Source organism: Bacillus sp. J14TS2, from assembly GCF_018333015.1.
Taxonomy (GTDB): Bacteria; Bacillota; Bacilli; order Bacillales; family Bacillaceae_C; genus Lederbergia.
Genome location: NZ_BORE01000003.1, coordinates 61,361 through 75,052, shown reverse-complemented (window position 1 = coordinate 75,052; position 13,692 = coordinate 61,361). Strand labels below are relative to the sequence as shown.

The window sequence follows — 13,692 nt, the reverse complement described above, 5'->3', positions numbered from 1 at the left end:
AACAAGAATTTTATAGTTTCCTAAACCAGAAGTAAGGCTGTTTATAAAAAAGCCCTTAATCAATGAGGATCACAATGATCCTCATTGATTAAAGGAGTTAAAAAAATCGATATCCACAAGTACAATACTGAAAATTCAAAAAAATAAGTGCGGAAGCCTCCATACTAAGCTTCCGTTTTTCCTACCCTTCCTTCTCTGTTACAAAACCAAGAAAGGCATTCAATGCGATCCTCATCCATAGATAGGCTACCGGGGCAATGAGAAGTACGGCTAGAATAAGAGAAATTTTATAAGCAATCCAGCCTATTCCAATAAGCATCGCGGCCACGGCTACTGTGTGAAAGGGACGAATTAAAGTAATAAGAAAAGCCCCTCTTATTAAATGAATAATTGAGATTTCCATATGTACTAGAGACGGTAACCCCTGAATAAATAGAATAAGTATAATTGCCTCCAGAAAATAGGAGCCATATATAAGTAGTTGACTTAACGCTCCATCAACTTGTTGAAAATGATAGATATTAATAAGTAATAACACGGCACCCACTATTAATGGGAGGCCAAATAAATTGCCTTTAGCAAACATTTCCTTATAAAAACGCCAAAACATTTTTGTAATCGATGGTTCTGCTGTTTCTCGCAAGAATTGCCTAGCCACTGCCATGACTGCTAGAAGAGCTGGTAAAAAGCCTAATATTCCTAAACCTAATATTGTAAAAGCCATAAATAATACTTGTAAAATTATCACTCTTCCTACAATCTGTCCAAATTTCCCAGAAGATTTAGATTGCATCAGAGCACCCCCTATTTCCCCTTATCTGTATAATTATTGTAAGCATTTTAATTGATTTGAGCAAGTAACGGTTCATCCTTCTCTCCACCATTAATTTTCACTATAAAAAAGAAGCCTCCAAGGCCATTTTATTGCCTTTGGACAGCTTCTCTTTTTCAATAAAGTTTGGGACTTTATATTACAGCATTTTCTTTTTCCTACTAGAATTTCCTGGGAAATTGTCATTTCACGGGAAATCCTGAAGGGGTTTTTAACACGAATATTGTTGGATTCAGGGTGCAGCCCCATTTATCATGTGCAAATTCTTCTACACTGTATATACCCCTCTTTCCACCAATACTTTTGCATTTATTGTCCCTCTCTTTGCAGCACATATTGTCTTTGTGTTAATAAAGCTAGCATGAAGGAAAATAGCTCCTTGATCGTAAGTTCGCAGGTTAATCTGGCAATCCTGAAAAGCGGAACAACCAAATCAGAGCTGCATTACGAAAGGAGCTATTTACTATGAAGGATACCACAAATACATAAATTTAGACGTTTCTAAGAAAAAATTATTACCATTGCTGAATCTGAGCCCAATCTTTTCCTCAGAAGTGCCCCCGCCTTCATCCTATTATCTAGTCTATCATTGCTCTTCATAGAAAGAAAAACTATTATAGTAATAGATTGTTTTTTCAGTCATAGTGCGTGTTCAAAAAGGGAGCAAGTCGGATAATTGTGTTGACTTCTGTGTTGCCCACAGGATGTAGTGACTTCGACGTTCGACACAAGGTGTGTCAATTATTGAAGCTCCTTTATCCCGCAGTATCATTTTTACCGGGCTTTTTGAACATTCTTTTGAGGAGTTGGACGTTTTGGTGATGGTGGAATTAATTATAGTTATGTTTTTCACTGGTTTATTACTTGGGTTTATCGGAGCAGGTGGTTCAGGATTTATGATTGCCATTTTAACAGTGGGATTTGGGTATCCTATTCATATCGCTATGGGCACAGCGCTTGCGGCGATGATGTTCACCTCGGCTTCCGGTGCTATTAGTCATGTTCGTGAAAGGAATACAGATATTCTAAGTGGAGTAATGATCGGGTTGATCGGCGCGGTGGCAGCCTGGTTTGGGGCAGGTATTGCCATTACGATTCCTGAATCAGTAATCATTTGGTTAACAGCAAGCATGCTTGCTTTATCCAGCATTGCTCTCTTTCTGCGTTTAGTCTTAGCTTCAGACCATTCCGTTCCACTAAATAAAAAGAGTTATCGATATCCTCTTGCTGTCATTTCTCTTGGATTACTAACTGGTTTCTTGTCTGGCACATTCGGTATTGGAGCAACTCCGTTTATTCAACTGGGCCTCATGTTGTTACTTGGATTACCCATGCGTTTAGCTGCTGGTACCTCCATGCTCATCATCTTGCCAATCGCCGCAGCAGGGGGAGCGGGATATTATTGGGCAGAAAGTCTTGATATTCAGCTATTGCTGATGGTCCTTATTGGGACCATGACCGGTTCTTATATTGGTGCCAAGCTAACAAAGCGTGCACCGCAAAAACTACTTAAAACTGGTATCATTGCCACACCGCTTGCTGCTGCTCTAGTACTCTCCTTCTAGCATGGCAATTTAGGCCGGGAATATCAGATACAAACCTACGTTTTTAGCCCAATCAAAAGAGGCTCATCCGAAATGGAAAGGCCTCTCTTGTTTGATCGTCATTTCGTTTTCTTTAGGCTTGCAGGGATCTTAGGTGCATGGAGCATAGGGCTGGAAGCGGCAACAAATGTTGAAGCAACAGTATGGGTAGCTTTTGAAACATGTTTAGCTAGCTTTTTCATTTTTATCACCTCCTTTAAAATGCAGGTTGATGAAGTGATCTAAGGTATGTATCGTTTTTATTCCTAGCGGTGTTAGTAATATGCCTTGGAGTAACGCACCAAAAATAAAACCAGATTGTCCTAACCATAAATAAAAAGCAAGTGATGCAGTTAGCCATACGATGGCAAAAATCTTCTTTTTCTTCTCCCATTGGGCAGAATGTTTTAACTGATGCTCCTCATAATAAGGTGCATACTTCAGAATTAAGAGTAAACTAAGCAGCCAATAGCTATATACATAAATGTCGTTTACTGGCAACAAGACCATTGATATTAATAAAATTAGACTTGTCACCGCACAAGCTATAGATTGATTTAAATGAGCACCACCGGTTAATATACGAAGAATCATAAACGACACTCCAACCTGTAGAATTAAATAGAAGGCATTCAACACCCAACCTGCAAGCGCTATCAAAAATCCGGTCAATAATAAATTAATTATAATGGTGAAGCCAAAGACAAGCACATCAAGTGGTGCTGTTTCCTCCGGGTTTGCCTTTTTTATTTGATTCGCTAGGGAAATGGCCCATTTTTCAATCAACTACATCACTTCCTTCACAAAATCGGAGATCGAATAGACAAATGAATTGGCTGAAATTCAGATTGAATTGAGGCGCCAAGTTGCTTCAACTGTAAAATAGCATCATAAGATTTAAGATTTCCATGTACCTTCTCCTTTATATAGAAAGGACTAGAGATGGTGAAGATTATTGATTCTTCATTTAGATCAACATGAAAATAAATAATTTTATTTGCTTCTTCTGACGATCGAAAAAGCATAAAGATGCAATCATCCATAAACTTGCTTATACATACAATTTGTTGGAGTGAAATGGATACATTATGGTGAATATTTCCAGATACTGAAACTTTAATTGATACGCCAAAAAGCTGACCTAGCTTTCTTTTATTTGTTAGAAAAACAAAAAGTAATTCATCAAGTTGTGATGTTAAGCCTGAGTTTGTAGATATCTCCGGTGGCATTTTATCTAATTGGTTGGTGGTTATATAATCTGGAATAAATTCGTGTGCTTGTCTAGACGCAAGTTTTGCAATTGCTTGAAAATGCCGACATTCCTCCACTCTCAAGTAGCCAACTTGATCAATTATTTGCTGTTCCTGATCTAGGAATAGCTTCTTCGCCTCGAGTATTTGTTTTTTCTGAAATTGAATATGTAAAAAGAGATAGAAAGTTAAAATAATGAATCCTAGAACCATGATCAATAGAATCGACAATTCTTTGTAATCAGATTCCTCAATTAATAGTGAATAAACTGTTAAACAAATAAACAAAACGGTCAATAAAGAAATTAGTAAAACTAAGATTCTGTATTTTTTATTCATCTTTGGTCCCTTAAGAATAGATCGGAATTCATTTAATTGATAAGGCGAACACCAAACAACAAAACAAATAAGAAATAGAAAACCAATAGTTATGAATTGGGTTAAAGTTTGATTAAAAATATCGGAAAGGAAATTGAAATACTTCCAGCTAAACGCTCTTACTAAAAACTCAATAAATATCATTTGGACGAAAATATAAAAACCATACCCCATACTCGTGATCACAAACGCCTCTAACATTTTGTCAGCCAAAAAATAGCAAGCTAATATAAACGCAATTATAATTTGTAGAAATACAATATATATAATAGTAAGGGAAGTATAATGCAATAGAAAAGAAGAGAAACTCATCATAACTGCAACTGACAGTATAGCTTTCCAATACTTTTTCAAGGGATACCCCAAAATTGTGATTGGGAAAAGAAACAAGCATATCCACTCTAAAAAGTCAATGAGAATCTTCGCAACCCCATTCATAAGCCTCCCCTTCTTTCGTTCTATTAAGACTAAGACGTATCTTTCATTAATGGCAACCGAATTTGGACTTGTGTACCTTTAGGTGTTTGATTCTGTATAGTCAGTTCTCCATTCAATGCCTCTACAATTGCTTTACATATTGGCAATCCAACACCTGTGCCCTCCTCTTTGGTTGTAAAAAAGGGGGTAAATAAATGTTCAATAGAATCTTCGGGAATACCTGTCCCATTATCGGTTATAAGTATATACACATCTTTGTCTATCTTTTTCAGTTGGGTGTGGATCACACATTCTCCATTAGTTGCCTCAATCGCATTATTCATTAAGTTAACAAGCAATTGTTCAAATCTCGATTCATTAGCAGTAATATAAAGCTCTTCTAATAAATCAACCGTAAATTCAACTTTTTTATATTGAGGCTGCATATTGAAAATTGCAATCGTCTTCTCCACCAAACTTTTCACATTAATGATGGATAAATGGTCCTTCTGAAAATCAGTTGTAGATAAAATAAGAAGTTCCTGAATTAACGACTCCATTCGCAAAGCTTCATCTTTAATAATGGAAAGATATTGACTAATCTTCGGGTCTGCCTTTACAGTCTGATCTTGCTCAAGAAATTGAGTAAAACCAATAATTGAGGTCAAAGGGTTTCGAATTTCATGGGCAAAAAAAGCTGCTAGACGACCAATAACTTCATCATGATTTTCGCTTTTTTCCTCTTTCACTAGTACCTTTGGTTCACCTTTTTGTTTCTTAAATGGTCTCATCTTTTTCCAATTTATTCGATTAAAGAATGGCCAAGTGTTCATCGAGTTTTATACTCTCCTATGGGATTGTTTAGTAATTCAAAACTCAAAGTTGATATGCCTGTTCCATTAGAGACTTTGATCCGCCCTTCGTTTCTGAACTAGAACTTCCTATCCTTTACAAACTGCAATATTAAATACCAATATTAACGAATCGATGAAGGTAGAACGAAATTCAGACAATCACAAGAGCAATATTCATGTTATCTTCTTTAGAAATCATACCTATACAAGGAATTCTACAACAACTTTTTTAAAAAGGTCGTCGAAATTCGTCGATTTCTTAAAAAGATTTACAATTTTCCACCAGATTTGACCTGGAACAGGAGTTAAAGCTGTTTTTCAGTCTTTTATTATAAAATATTAACCATTCTTATGTTCCGCAATTTTTATAGGATCGTTATTTATCTTATCGATCCATTATGAAAAGACTGTCCAGGCGGGAGTATGGGGATTGGGTTTCTGATCTTGCTTATGGGTTTCTTAGAAAAAGAATGGGGTTCCTATTTTCATTATGGAGGTTCTTTAGACTAGTATGGGCTTCCCTGCATTAAGAATGAGGTTCTTCACATGTTAGGAGTTTCTTAACCTGGATATTAGACAGATAGGAATGGATCTGTAATTAAAAATTAAATGAACCAAATTAAAATAAGGAGCCAGTAACTAGCTCCTCCTTAAAACATTTCAGTATTGAAAGTAAACACAATGAACTGGATTGACTCTTAAATAATTTACTAGAGAATCGCATCCAAAAACTTTTTTAAACGATTTTCATATTCTTCCGTCACATTGTCAAAAGCCTTAGTATGACCAGCATCTGGCACAATCCACAATTCCTTTTCACCACCCGCTGCTTCATACAATTCGTGCCCCATCGCAGTTGGAACAAGATCATCGGCATCTCCATGGATAATGAATAATGGGCGAGTATTTTTTTTCACTTGTTTCACAGCTGAAGCTTCTTCAAAGGTATATCCTGCTTTTATGTTTGTGATCACACTTGTTACGTTTAGCAATGGAAAAGATGGAAGATGATAAATATTTTTCAATTGATGTTGGAGCTCAGCCTTCACAGAACTGTAGCCACTATCGGCAATAATTCCTTTGACTTCATCGGGTAAATTTTCGCCGCTTGTCATTAGCACAGTTGCAGCCCCCATGGAATTCCCATGTAAAAGGATCTCTTTTTCGCTATGTTCATTAATTAGAAGTTGAATCCAATCGAGATAGTCAAGCCTTTCATGCCAGCCATAGCCAATATATTTGCCTTCACTATCCCCGTGTCCCCGAGCATCTGGCAGCAAAATGTCGAAACCTTCCTGATAATAAAATTTTGCTAATTTTCCCATGTCATCCCCGGTATTTCGGAATCCATGAGCTAATATCGCCGCTTTTCCAGTCTGCTGCTCATTTTGGATATATTTTGCCCTCAGCCTTAAATTATCATATGAGATTAGTTCCAGTATTTCAGGGTCTTGTTCATCGTACCAAGCCTTTGCTTCCGCTAAAAGACTTTGGTCCAGCTCACTTGCTTCAGCATTAACCGCCGTTGCTTCTTTATGAATTTCAATTTCAGTTCCCCGCTTGATTCCTTGACCATAAAAATAATTCCCCGCAATAACAAGTGCTATAAGTAAGATCATCATAACACTCGCTAGCGTAATCCATATTCTTTTTTTCAACTTTCTACCCCCTGTTTTACCCTCTTAGCCACTTAAAATATGCAATTTTCAAATCATTCTTCTAGACTTCCTTATTATATCATGTAGAAAGAGGGCAGGATCAAAAAAAACGACAGGATCTTCTTATTCTTGTCAGATGATATCCGCTGTTTTTCATTACCTCCTTCATTTTATGATCAGCTACCAGTGATTAAAGATAGGGTGAAAAAGTTGAAAACTATATTTTTTGTCATTTTTTACCCTCTCACCCTTCTGAAAGGTGTATAATGCAATCAAGTTTAATTTCTTAGGAGTGATACATATTGAGACAACGTGCTTATAATTTTAATGCGGGTCCTTCGGCTCTTCCTCTTTCTGTATTGGAAAAAGCTCAAAAGGAGCTTGTTGATTTCCAAGGAACTGGGATGTCCGTTATGGAATTAAGCCATCGAAGTGTTGCTTATGAAGAGGTACATAATCAGGCAATTGCTCGTTTAAAATCATTACTTTCTATCTCAGATCAATATGACGTACTTTTTCTACAAGGCGGAGCTAGTTTACAATTTTCAATGATCCCAATGAATTTCTTAAGTTCCGGGCAAAAAGCTGGGTATATCATGACGGGCTCATGGTCTGAAAAGGCGATCAAAGAAGCCGAGTTATTGGGTGAAGCTTATCATGCTGCAAGTTCAAAAGAAAATCATTACCGAGCAATTCCAGCTCTAAATGAATTCACGTTCAATGAACAAGATGCCTATATCCATTTGACATCTAATAATACAATCTATGGTACTCAATGGAAGGAATTTCCTGAAACAGGAGATGTCCCTTTAATTGCAGATATGTCTAGTGATATTCTTTCTAGACCTATTGATGTCAATCAATTTGGACTTATTTATGCTGGTGCGCAAAAAAACCTCGGTCCCGCTGGTGTGACGGTCGTGATTATTCGTAAGGATCTATTAGAAAAATCCAACGCCAATGTTCCAACGATATTAAAATACAACACCCATGCGAAAACGAACTCTCTCTTCCACACCCCTCCTACTTTTGGAATTTACATGCTTGGAGAAGTGTTGAGATGGCTTGAAGAGCAAGGTGGAGTTGACAGTATAGCAAACCGAAATGAAGAAAAGGCAAAAATAATCTATAATACGATCGATCATAGTAACGGATTTTATTACGGTCACGCTGAAAAGGAAAGCCGTTCTCTTATGAATATTACCTTCCGCCTAAACAATGAAGAATTAGAAAAGAAATTTTTAGCGGAAGCTAAAGAAGCTGGTTTTGTCGGTTTAAATGGCCATCGTTCTGTCGGTGGTTGTCGTGCATCTAGCTATAATGCTGTTCCAAGAGAAGCTTGTGTAGCATTAAGTGAATTTATGAAGGAGTTTCAACAAAAAAATAGTTAATTAACACTAGAAGGGGAAGGGCTTTAAAGCCCCTGCCCCTTTTGTGTATTTTTTCAAAGAACATAAAAGACCCTCTCTATAATTGTCATTAATGAAAAGACTAAAAATGAAGGAGTTGTTCAAGTGAATTCATTTAAAATTATTGTGGCTGGTTGTGGCAGCATGGCAAATACATGGTTAGATTATGCGATAAAACGAGAAGATGCTGAAATCGTAGGGCTTGTGGATGTTTATTTAGAGACAGCGGAAAAAATGGCAGAACAGCGGAATTTAAAAGTACCTGTATTTACTGACTTATCTGAAGCTATAGAAGCAACAAATGCCAATCTGGTTTTTGATATCACGATTCCTGCCGCTCATAAAAAGATCGTCACTACTGCATTACAAGCTGGCTGCCACGTTTTTGGAGAAAAACCAATGGCGGAATCATTAGAGGATGCGCAAGCGGTTTTAGAAGTGGCTAACCAAACGGAAAATAAATATGCGGTTATGCAAAATCGTAGATATTTGCAGCAGATTCGGGCATTCCGGGATCTTCTATCCGCCGGGACCATCGGAACGGTCGGTTCTCTTCATGCGGACTTTTTCATCGGTGCCCACTTTGGTGGATTTCGCGATCTAATGGACCATCCACTGATTCTAGATATGGCCATTCATACCTTTGATCAGGCTCGTTTCATTAGTGGGGCTGATCCTGTATCAGTTTATTGCCATGAGTATAACCCGCCAGGATCTTGGTATAAAGGCAATGCCTCTGCTATCTGTATTTTTGAAATGAGTAATGGAGCAGTATTTTCTTATAATGGATCCTGGTGTGCGGAAGGAATGAATACCTCATGGGAGGCAGACTGGCGTGTCACAGGTAGTAAGGGCACCGCATGCTGGGATGGACAGCACAATCCCAAATATGAAGTCATTGAATCTGAACAAGAAGCTACTTTTATCAACTCGATGAGAAAAGGTGAAGTGAATAGCGATTGGACTGGTCAAGAAGGACATTGGGGATGCCTAGATGAAATGTTTGCGGCTCTTAAGGAAGAGCGATTAGCAGAAACGGATTGCCATGACAATATTGAAAGCATGAAAATGGTCTTTGGCGCCATAGAAAGTGCGAAAACACAGAAAAAAATTATCTTGTGATCATACTCAGGAACGATTATGAATGCCCTACATGACCGATGATTTTAAGGAATGTAGGGCATTGAACATTATTATTTTTTGATATGTGTAGTCGATTCTCCAATCACCAACTCCGCCTCTAGTAATTGTCTTGGGGAAACGGCTGAGTGACTCTTCATTTTCAAGATATTTTCTACTGCCTTTCTTCCAATCACTTTCTCCTGTTGTTTCAAATGTGTAAATAAATAACCATCCGCCAAAGGGAATTCTGGACTATCAAAGCTAACAATTGAAATATCCTTCGGTACCTTTAACCCGAGTTCTTCGATGGCCTTCTTGGCAATTAAAGCCAAGTTATATTCCACTGCAAACAATGCTGTGATTTCCGGATTTTCTTGTAAATAATGCTTTATTTTATCAATATCCTCTCGAATATTTTCACTTGTAAATGCATTGGGCAGTGTACTTGTAAGATCTGTTGCCCAAAGCGCTTTGTTCATTGCTAATCCCTTTTCATCATACGCCAAGGTGAAGCCCTCCATCCTTTCTTCGATGGCAGTGGTGTCAACGGGTGGCGGTGTGATCAGACCGATATTCTCATGTCCAAGCTCAAATAAATAGTGGATCGCTTTTTTAGTAGCTGAAACATTATCTGTACTAATCGATGTTGCCGCAATTCCTTTAAAATATCGATCAATTAAAACAAGAGGGAACTTATCTATGGCAACTCTTAATATTTCTTCATTAAAATATTCACCTTGAGCAGGAAATACGATTAATCCATCTACTCCTAAGTGCAAAAGTTCCTTAATCGCCTTAATCTCATTTTCAATCAGACCCATTGTTCGACGTATAATAGGGAAACAATCATGTTCTCTTGAAGCTTCTTCCACCCCATGTACAATATGAGTACCAAATCCATAATCAAAATCGGTCATGACAAGACCAATTAATAATCCTTTTGACCTCTCATTTATCGCTTTTGAGGGCTTTACTTGTTTGTCTAGATCCACTTCCCTTACAAACGAACCTTTACCAGGTAATCGCACAATTAATCCATCATTAGCTAATAGTTCCAATGCTTTTTTACTTGTAATCCGACTTACCTCATATAATTCAGCCAATTCTTTTTCAGATGGAACACGATCTCCTTCCTGATATTGCTTGTTTATTATTTTTTTACATAATTCATCGTAAATTTGTTCATACATTGGCTTATTTGACTTTTCCACTTCCATTTTGTTTCCTCCCTAGGTAGCACTCCCTAATATATAATATATATTAATATATCATTTTATGGAGTGAAAGGAAATAAATTGAGATGGTTCCTTTACTCTTTTCTATTAGTAGATAAAGTAAGCTGACTTTTCGCTGGATCATTTCTTTCAAAAAAATATCGCTTAGCGTTTACTCATAAATAAAAAAAAGAAGGATTCTCCCTTCTTTTTCGTTGTTGAAAACAGTGCCCAAACATTTTTTATTCTTCTCCAGACTCCTCTTGAAGTTCATTATAATACTGAACACTCGTCATTGCGCCTTCATCCACCATTTTGGCATCCTCTACTTCTGAAGGTTTCCCTAAATCTTTTATATAGGATGAATTCAACTTACTGACAACCTTCGTAAATTGGCTTTTGATTTTTTCTCGATTTTCACTGCTGGATAGGTAGGTAGCACTGGCTACTGCTCCAGCCACACCTATTATTTTTCCGAACTTCCCCATTGATTTCAGCTTCCCTTCTCGTCAATCTTAATGACCTACTACAGGGTATGCATCTGTGGGCGAAATGATATAAATATTTATGGTGGATAACAGCAATAAAAAGGGAAGTTCATTATTTAGATTTGACGATCTCATAGATTTTCTAACCTTGGTAATAATAAAAAGAGAGGTGAAAAGCAATGACAAGAGAAAAAAATGTACCAAGAAAAAAGCTTCATACCCAAAATAAGGGGAGAAATGCTCCAAGCGTAACCCCACAAGGCTTCGCCGATACTGAGCTTGCAGAAGAACCAAAAAGCAAACTAGAAAATGCGGCAAAGAAAAAGAATACCAAGTAGGATTACTGAATCTTATCGTAACTGCCCCATAACTGAGGGGTAGTTTTCTTTTTATCCCCCCAATACCTTTAAACCGACTGCCCCAGCAATAATACAAAACAAAAACAAAATTCGTTTCCAGCCAGCAGATTCTTTAAAAAAGAGAATCCCGATAAGAACCGCTCCGACTGCCCCTAATCCCGTCCATACCGCATAAGCCGTTCCTAGTGGGATTTCACGCATAGCCATAGATAGAAAAAGAAAGCCACCGCCAAATGTACCGATAATGGCGAGGAGCCAACCAATTGATTTATGACGCAAATATAGATTAATACTCATCACACCAAAGATTTCACCTAAGCTGGCAATGATTAAATAAATCCAAGCCACGCTACTCCCCTCCCTTTGTTGCTGGCTCTTCATCAGGTGTTGTGACTTTAATTCCAATCACGCCAACGATAATTAAGCCTATGAAGAAAACTTTCGCAAGCGAAAATTCAGCATCAAAAATAAGAAAATCAATCAAAACAATAGCCGCAGCACCTGACCCTGTAAAAACGGCATAGACAGTACCTGCAGGTAGTTTTTCACATGCTTTAATAATAAAATAGAAACTAAGTACAATGACAATTCCAGTACCAATCCACTCTATGATGGAGCTTGAGTATTTTAAACCAATCACCCAAAACACTTCAACAATGGCGGCTAGAAGCACATAGAGCCAAGCCATACCAATCCCCTCCTCTATCTTTAGCATTTTAGCACATCTGTGCAATTTTAGCCTTGAAAAATTCTTCGGATATTCCTACTATACTAAGTATCCCCTACTTTAATTTGGGAAGTTTTTAAAAGGCTGTAACCTTTCTTCATTCCTACAGTCTAATCTATAAAGGAAGGTGACCCATTTGAAAAACAGGACTATGATTTTTCTAATCATCGGAGTATTGATTTTACTTCAGACTGGATGTGGCACAATGGAAGATCAAGATGGTTTAGCGATTGAGAGTAATGTTGATTATGGGAAAAAGGATTATGAAAAGATCCATTCTGCTAATAATGCATTAGGTTTTCAATTATTGTCTCAGGTAGATCCGGATGATCATGGCAATGTTTTTATTTCTCCTACTAGTTTATTGATGGCACTTTCGATGGTCTATAATGGGGCTGATGCTGAAACAAAAGAGGAAATAGCCAAGGCATTACAAATGGAAGGGATTAATGTAACAGATTTAAATAAAGCCAATGCCTCACTTATGTCCATGCTCCATGATCATTCAGAAGATATGGAGTTAACTGTAGCAAATTCTATATGGCTGAATGAGCATTTCCATTTTCAAGAACATTTTAAAGACAATACTGAGGATTATTTTAATGCGATGATCCAAGAGATCGATGTACATGACAGCAAAGCGTCAGATACAATCAATGACTGGGTGAAAAAGGCGACCAATGGGAAAATAGAGGATATCGTCGATTCCCCATTAGATCCCAATATGGTTTCGATCCTTATCAATGCCATTTATTTTAATGGAAATTGGACCTATGAATTTAACCAGGAGTTGACCGAAGATCGGCCCTTTCATTTAGAAGATGGATCCTCAAAAGAAGTGCCAATTATGACACTCAATGAAGAGCTAGCCTATATGGAAAATGAATATATTCAAGCCGTGACTCTTCCTTATGGGGATGATGAGGATATGAGTATGAATGTAATTTTACCAAAAGAAAACTCAAGTTTGGAAGAAGTTCGCTCATTAATAGCCAATGAAAGCTGGCAAGACTGGCAGCAAGAATTAACATCCCAGGAAGGAACAGTCATGCTGCCAAAATTTCAACTTGAATATGAAGCTACTCTTAATGAGAGTCTGGAAAAGCTAGGGATGAAGACCGCCTTTGACGAAAATAAGGCGAATTTTTCAAAGATGATCCAAGAAGAAGACCCTTTGTGGATTAGCGAAGTGAAACAAAAAACATTCATTGACGTAAATGAAACAGGAACTGAAGCAGCGGCTGCCACCTCTACTGAAATAGAAACGACATCCGCTCCAATTGACCCTCCCTTCATCATGGAAATCAATCGCCCATTCATCATCATCATCACAGACCATCCAACGGACACAATCTTGTTTATGGGAAGCATCAACAAACCATAATAAAAAAGGGGTCAGAA

15 protein-coding genes are annotated in these 13,692 nt (G+C 37.5%); 5 read left to right on the top strand and 10 right to left on the bottom strand.

Annotated elements, in window-relative coordinates:
- Positions 1–181: 181 nt before the first annotated feature.
- Positions 182–793, bottom strand: a complete 612-nt coding sequence (locus KI375_RS05315) for a YesL family protein (protein WP_212972496.1) — start codon at positions 791–793, stop codon at positions 182–184.
- 860 nt (positions 794–1,653) lie between these two features.
- Here KI375_RS05315 and KI375_RS05310 point away from each other — a divergent pair.
- Positions 1,654–2,397 (top strand): sulfite exporter TauE/SafE family protein, encoded by a 744-nt coding sequence (locus tag KI375_RS05310; protein WP_374706812.1) that lies wholly within the window; start codon positions 1,654–1,656, stop codon positions 2,395–2,397.
- Positions 2,398–2,495: 98 nt separating this feature from the next.
- On the opposite strand, the gene KI375_RS05305 is transcribed toward KI375_RS05310, so the two are convergent.
- From KI375_RS05305 to KI375_RS05285, 5 genes are all read right to left on the bottom strand, one after another.
- Positions 2,496–2,618, bottom strand: coding sequence for an AgrD family cyclic lactone autoinducer peptide (locus KI375_RS05305; protein ID WP_212972495.1), 123 nt, complete (start codon positions 2,616–2,618; stop codon positions 2,496–2,498).
- Positions 2,602–3,201, bottom strand: a complete 600-nt coding sequence (locus KI375_RS05300) for an accessory gene regulator ArgB-like protein (RefSeq protein WP_212972494.1) — start codon at positions 3,199–3,201, stop codon at positions 2,602–2,604. The genes KI375_RS05305 and KI375_RS05300 overlap by 17 nt, the downstream gene beginning before the upstream one ends.
- A gap of 14 nt (positions 3,202–3,215) precedes the next feature.
- Positions 3,216–4,481, bottom strand: coding sequence for a hypothetical protein (locus KI375_RS05295; protein ID WP_212972493.1), 1,266 nt, complete (start codon positions 4,479–4,481; stop codon positions 3,216–3,218).
- Positions 4,482–4,510: 29 nt separating this feature from the next.
- Complete coding sequence (locus tag KI375_RS05290; RefSeq protein ID WP_212972492.1) at positions 4,511–5,293, bottom strand: sensor histidine kinase; 783 nt, start codon at positions 5,291–5,293, stop codon at positions 4,511–4,513.
- A gap of 731 nt (positions 5,294–6,024) precedes the next feature.
- A complete protein-coding gene (locus KI375_RS05285) occupies positions 6,025–6,972 on the bottom strand; it encodes an alpha/beta hydrolase (protein WP_212972491.1) in 948 nt (315 codons plus the stop codon).
- Between the two features lie 302 nt (positions 6,973–7,274).
- Between KI375_RS05285 and serC the strand changes: the two genes are divergently transcribed.
- Complete coding sequence (gene serC, locus KI375_RS05280) at positions 7,275–8,363, top strand: 3-phosphoserine/phosphohydroxythreonine transaminase (protein WP_212972490.1); 1,089 nt, start codon at positions 7,275–7,277, stop codon at positions 8,361–8,363.
- Positions 8,364–8,486: 123 nt separating this feature from the next.
- On the top strand, positions 8,487–9,503 hold the full coding sequence (locus KI375_RS05275; protein WP_212972489.1) for a Gfo/Idh/MocA family protein: 1,017 nt from the start codon (positions 8,487–8,489) through the stop codon (positions 9,501–9,503).
- A 71-nt stretch (positions 9,504–9,574) separates the two neighbouring features.
- Here KI375_RS05275 and KI375_RS05270 read toward each other — a convergent pair whose 3' ends face one another.
- Both KI375_RS05270 and KI375_RS05265 read right to left on the bottom strand, forming a co-directional pair.
- Complete coding sequence (locus tag KI375_RS05270) at positions 9,575–10,720, bottom strand: GntR family transcriptional regulator (RefSeq protein WP_212972488.1); 1,146 nt, start codon at positions 10,718–10,720, stop codon at positions 9,575–9,577.
- Between the two features lie 239 nt (positions 10,721–10,959).
- Positions 10,960–11,205 (bottom strand): hypothetical protein, encoded by a 246-nt coding sequence (locus tag KI375_RS05265; protein ID WP_212972487.1) that lies wholly within the window; start codon positions 11,203–11,205, stop codon positions 10,960–10,962.
- A gap of 179 nt (positions 11,206–11,384) precedes the next feature.
- On the opposite strand from KI375_RS05265, the gene sspL reads away from it, so the two are divergent.
- Positions 11,385–11,543: a small, acid-soluble spore protein L gene (gene sspL / locus KI375_RS05260; RefSeq protein WP_212972486.1), complete on the top strand. Its 159-nt coding sequence runs from the start codon at positions 11,385–11,387 to the stop codon at positions 11,541–11,543.
- Positions 11,544–11,594: 51 nt separating this feature from the next.
- Here the strand turns inward: sspL and KI375_RS05255 are convergent, their stop codons facing one another.
- Complete coding sequence (locus KI375_RS05255) at positions 11,595–11,912, bottom strand: DMT family transporter (protein ID WP_207453921.1); 318 nt, start codon at positions 11,910–11,912, stop codon at positions 11,595–11,597.
- Position 11,913: 1 nt separating this feature from the next.
- Positions 11,914–12,252 (bottom strand): DMT family transporter, encoded by a 339-nt coding sequence (locus tag KI375_RS05250; protein ID WP_207453919.1) that lies wholly within the window; start codon positions 12,250–12,252, stop codon positions 11,914–11,916.
- Positions 12,253–12,427: 175 nt separating this feature from the next.
- Here KI375_RS05250 and KI375_RS05245 point away from each other — a divergent pair, with 175 nt between their 5' ends.
- The gene (locus tag KI375_RS05245) at positions 12,428–13,675 is read left to right on the top strand and encodes a serpin family protein (protein ID WP_212972485.1); all 1,248 of its coding nucleotides are present in this window, start codon (positions 12,428–12,430) and stop codon (positions 13,673–13,675) included.
- Positions 13,676–13,692 lie beyond the last annotated feature (17 nt).

Bases quoted from the DNA above. Each gene is read 5' to 3' on its own strand.
- KI375_RS05265 (WP_212972487.1), bottom strand. From the start codon at position 11,205: ATGGGGAAGTTCGGAAAAATAATAGGTGTGGCTGGAGCAGTAGCCAGT.
- KI375_RS05250 (WP_207453919.1), bottom strand. From the start codon at position 12,252: ATGGCTTGGCTCTATGTGCTTCTAGCCGCCATTGTTGAAGTGTTTTGG.
- KI375_RS05290 (WP_212972492.1), bottom strand. From the start codon at position 5,293: ATGAACACTTGGCCATTCTTTAATCGAATAAATTGGAAAAAGATGAGA.
- KI375_RS05315 (WP_212972496.1), bottom strand. From the start codon at position 793: ATGCAATCTAAATCTTCTGGGAAATTTGGACAGATTGTAGGAAGAGTG.
- KI375_RS05295 (WP_212972493.1), bottom strand. From the start codon at position 4,481: ATGAATGGGGTTGCGAAGATTCTCATTGACTTTTTAGAGTGGATATGC.
- sspL (WP_212972486.1), top strand. From the start codon at position 11,385: ATGACAAGAGAAAAAAATGTACCAAGAAAAAAGCTTCATACCCAAAAT.
- KI375_RS05310 (WP_374706812.1), top strand. From the start codon at position 1,654: ATGGTGGAATTAATTATAGTTATGTTTTTCACTGGTTTATTACTTGGG.
- KI375_RS05305 (WP_212972495.1), bottom strand. From the start codon at position 2,618: ATGAAAAAGCTAGCTAAACATGTTTCAAAAGCTACCCATACTGTTGCT.
- KI375_RS05270 (WP_212972488.1), bottom strand. From the start codon at position 10,720: ATGGAAGTGGAAAAGTCAAATAAGCCAATGTATGAACAAATTTACGAT.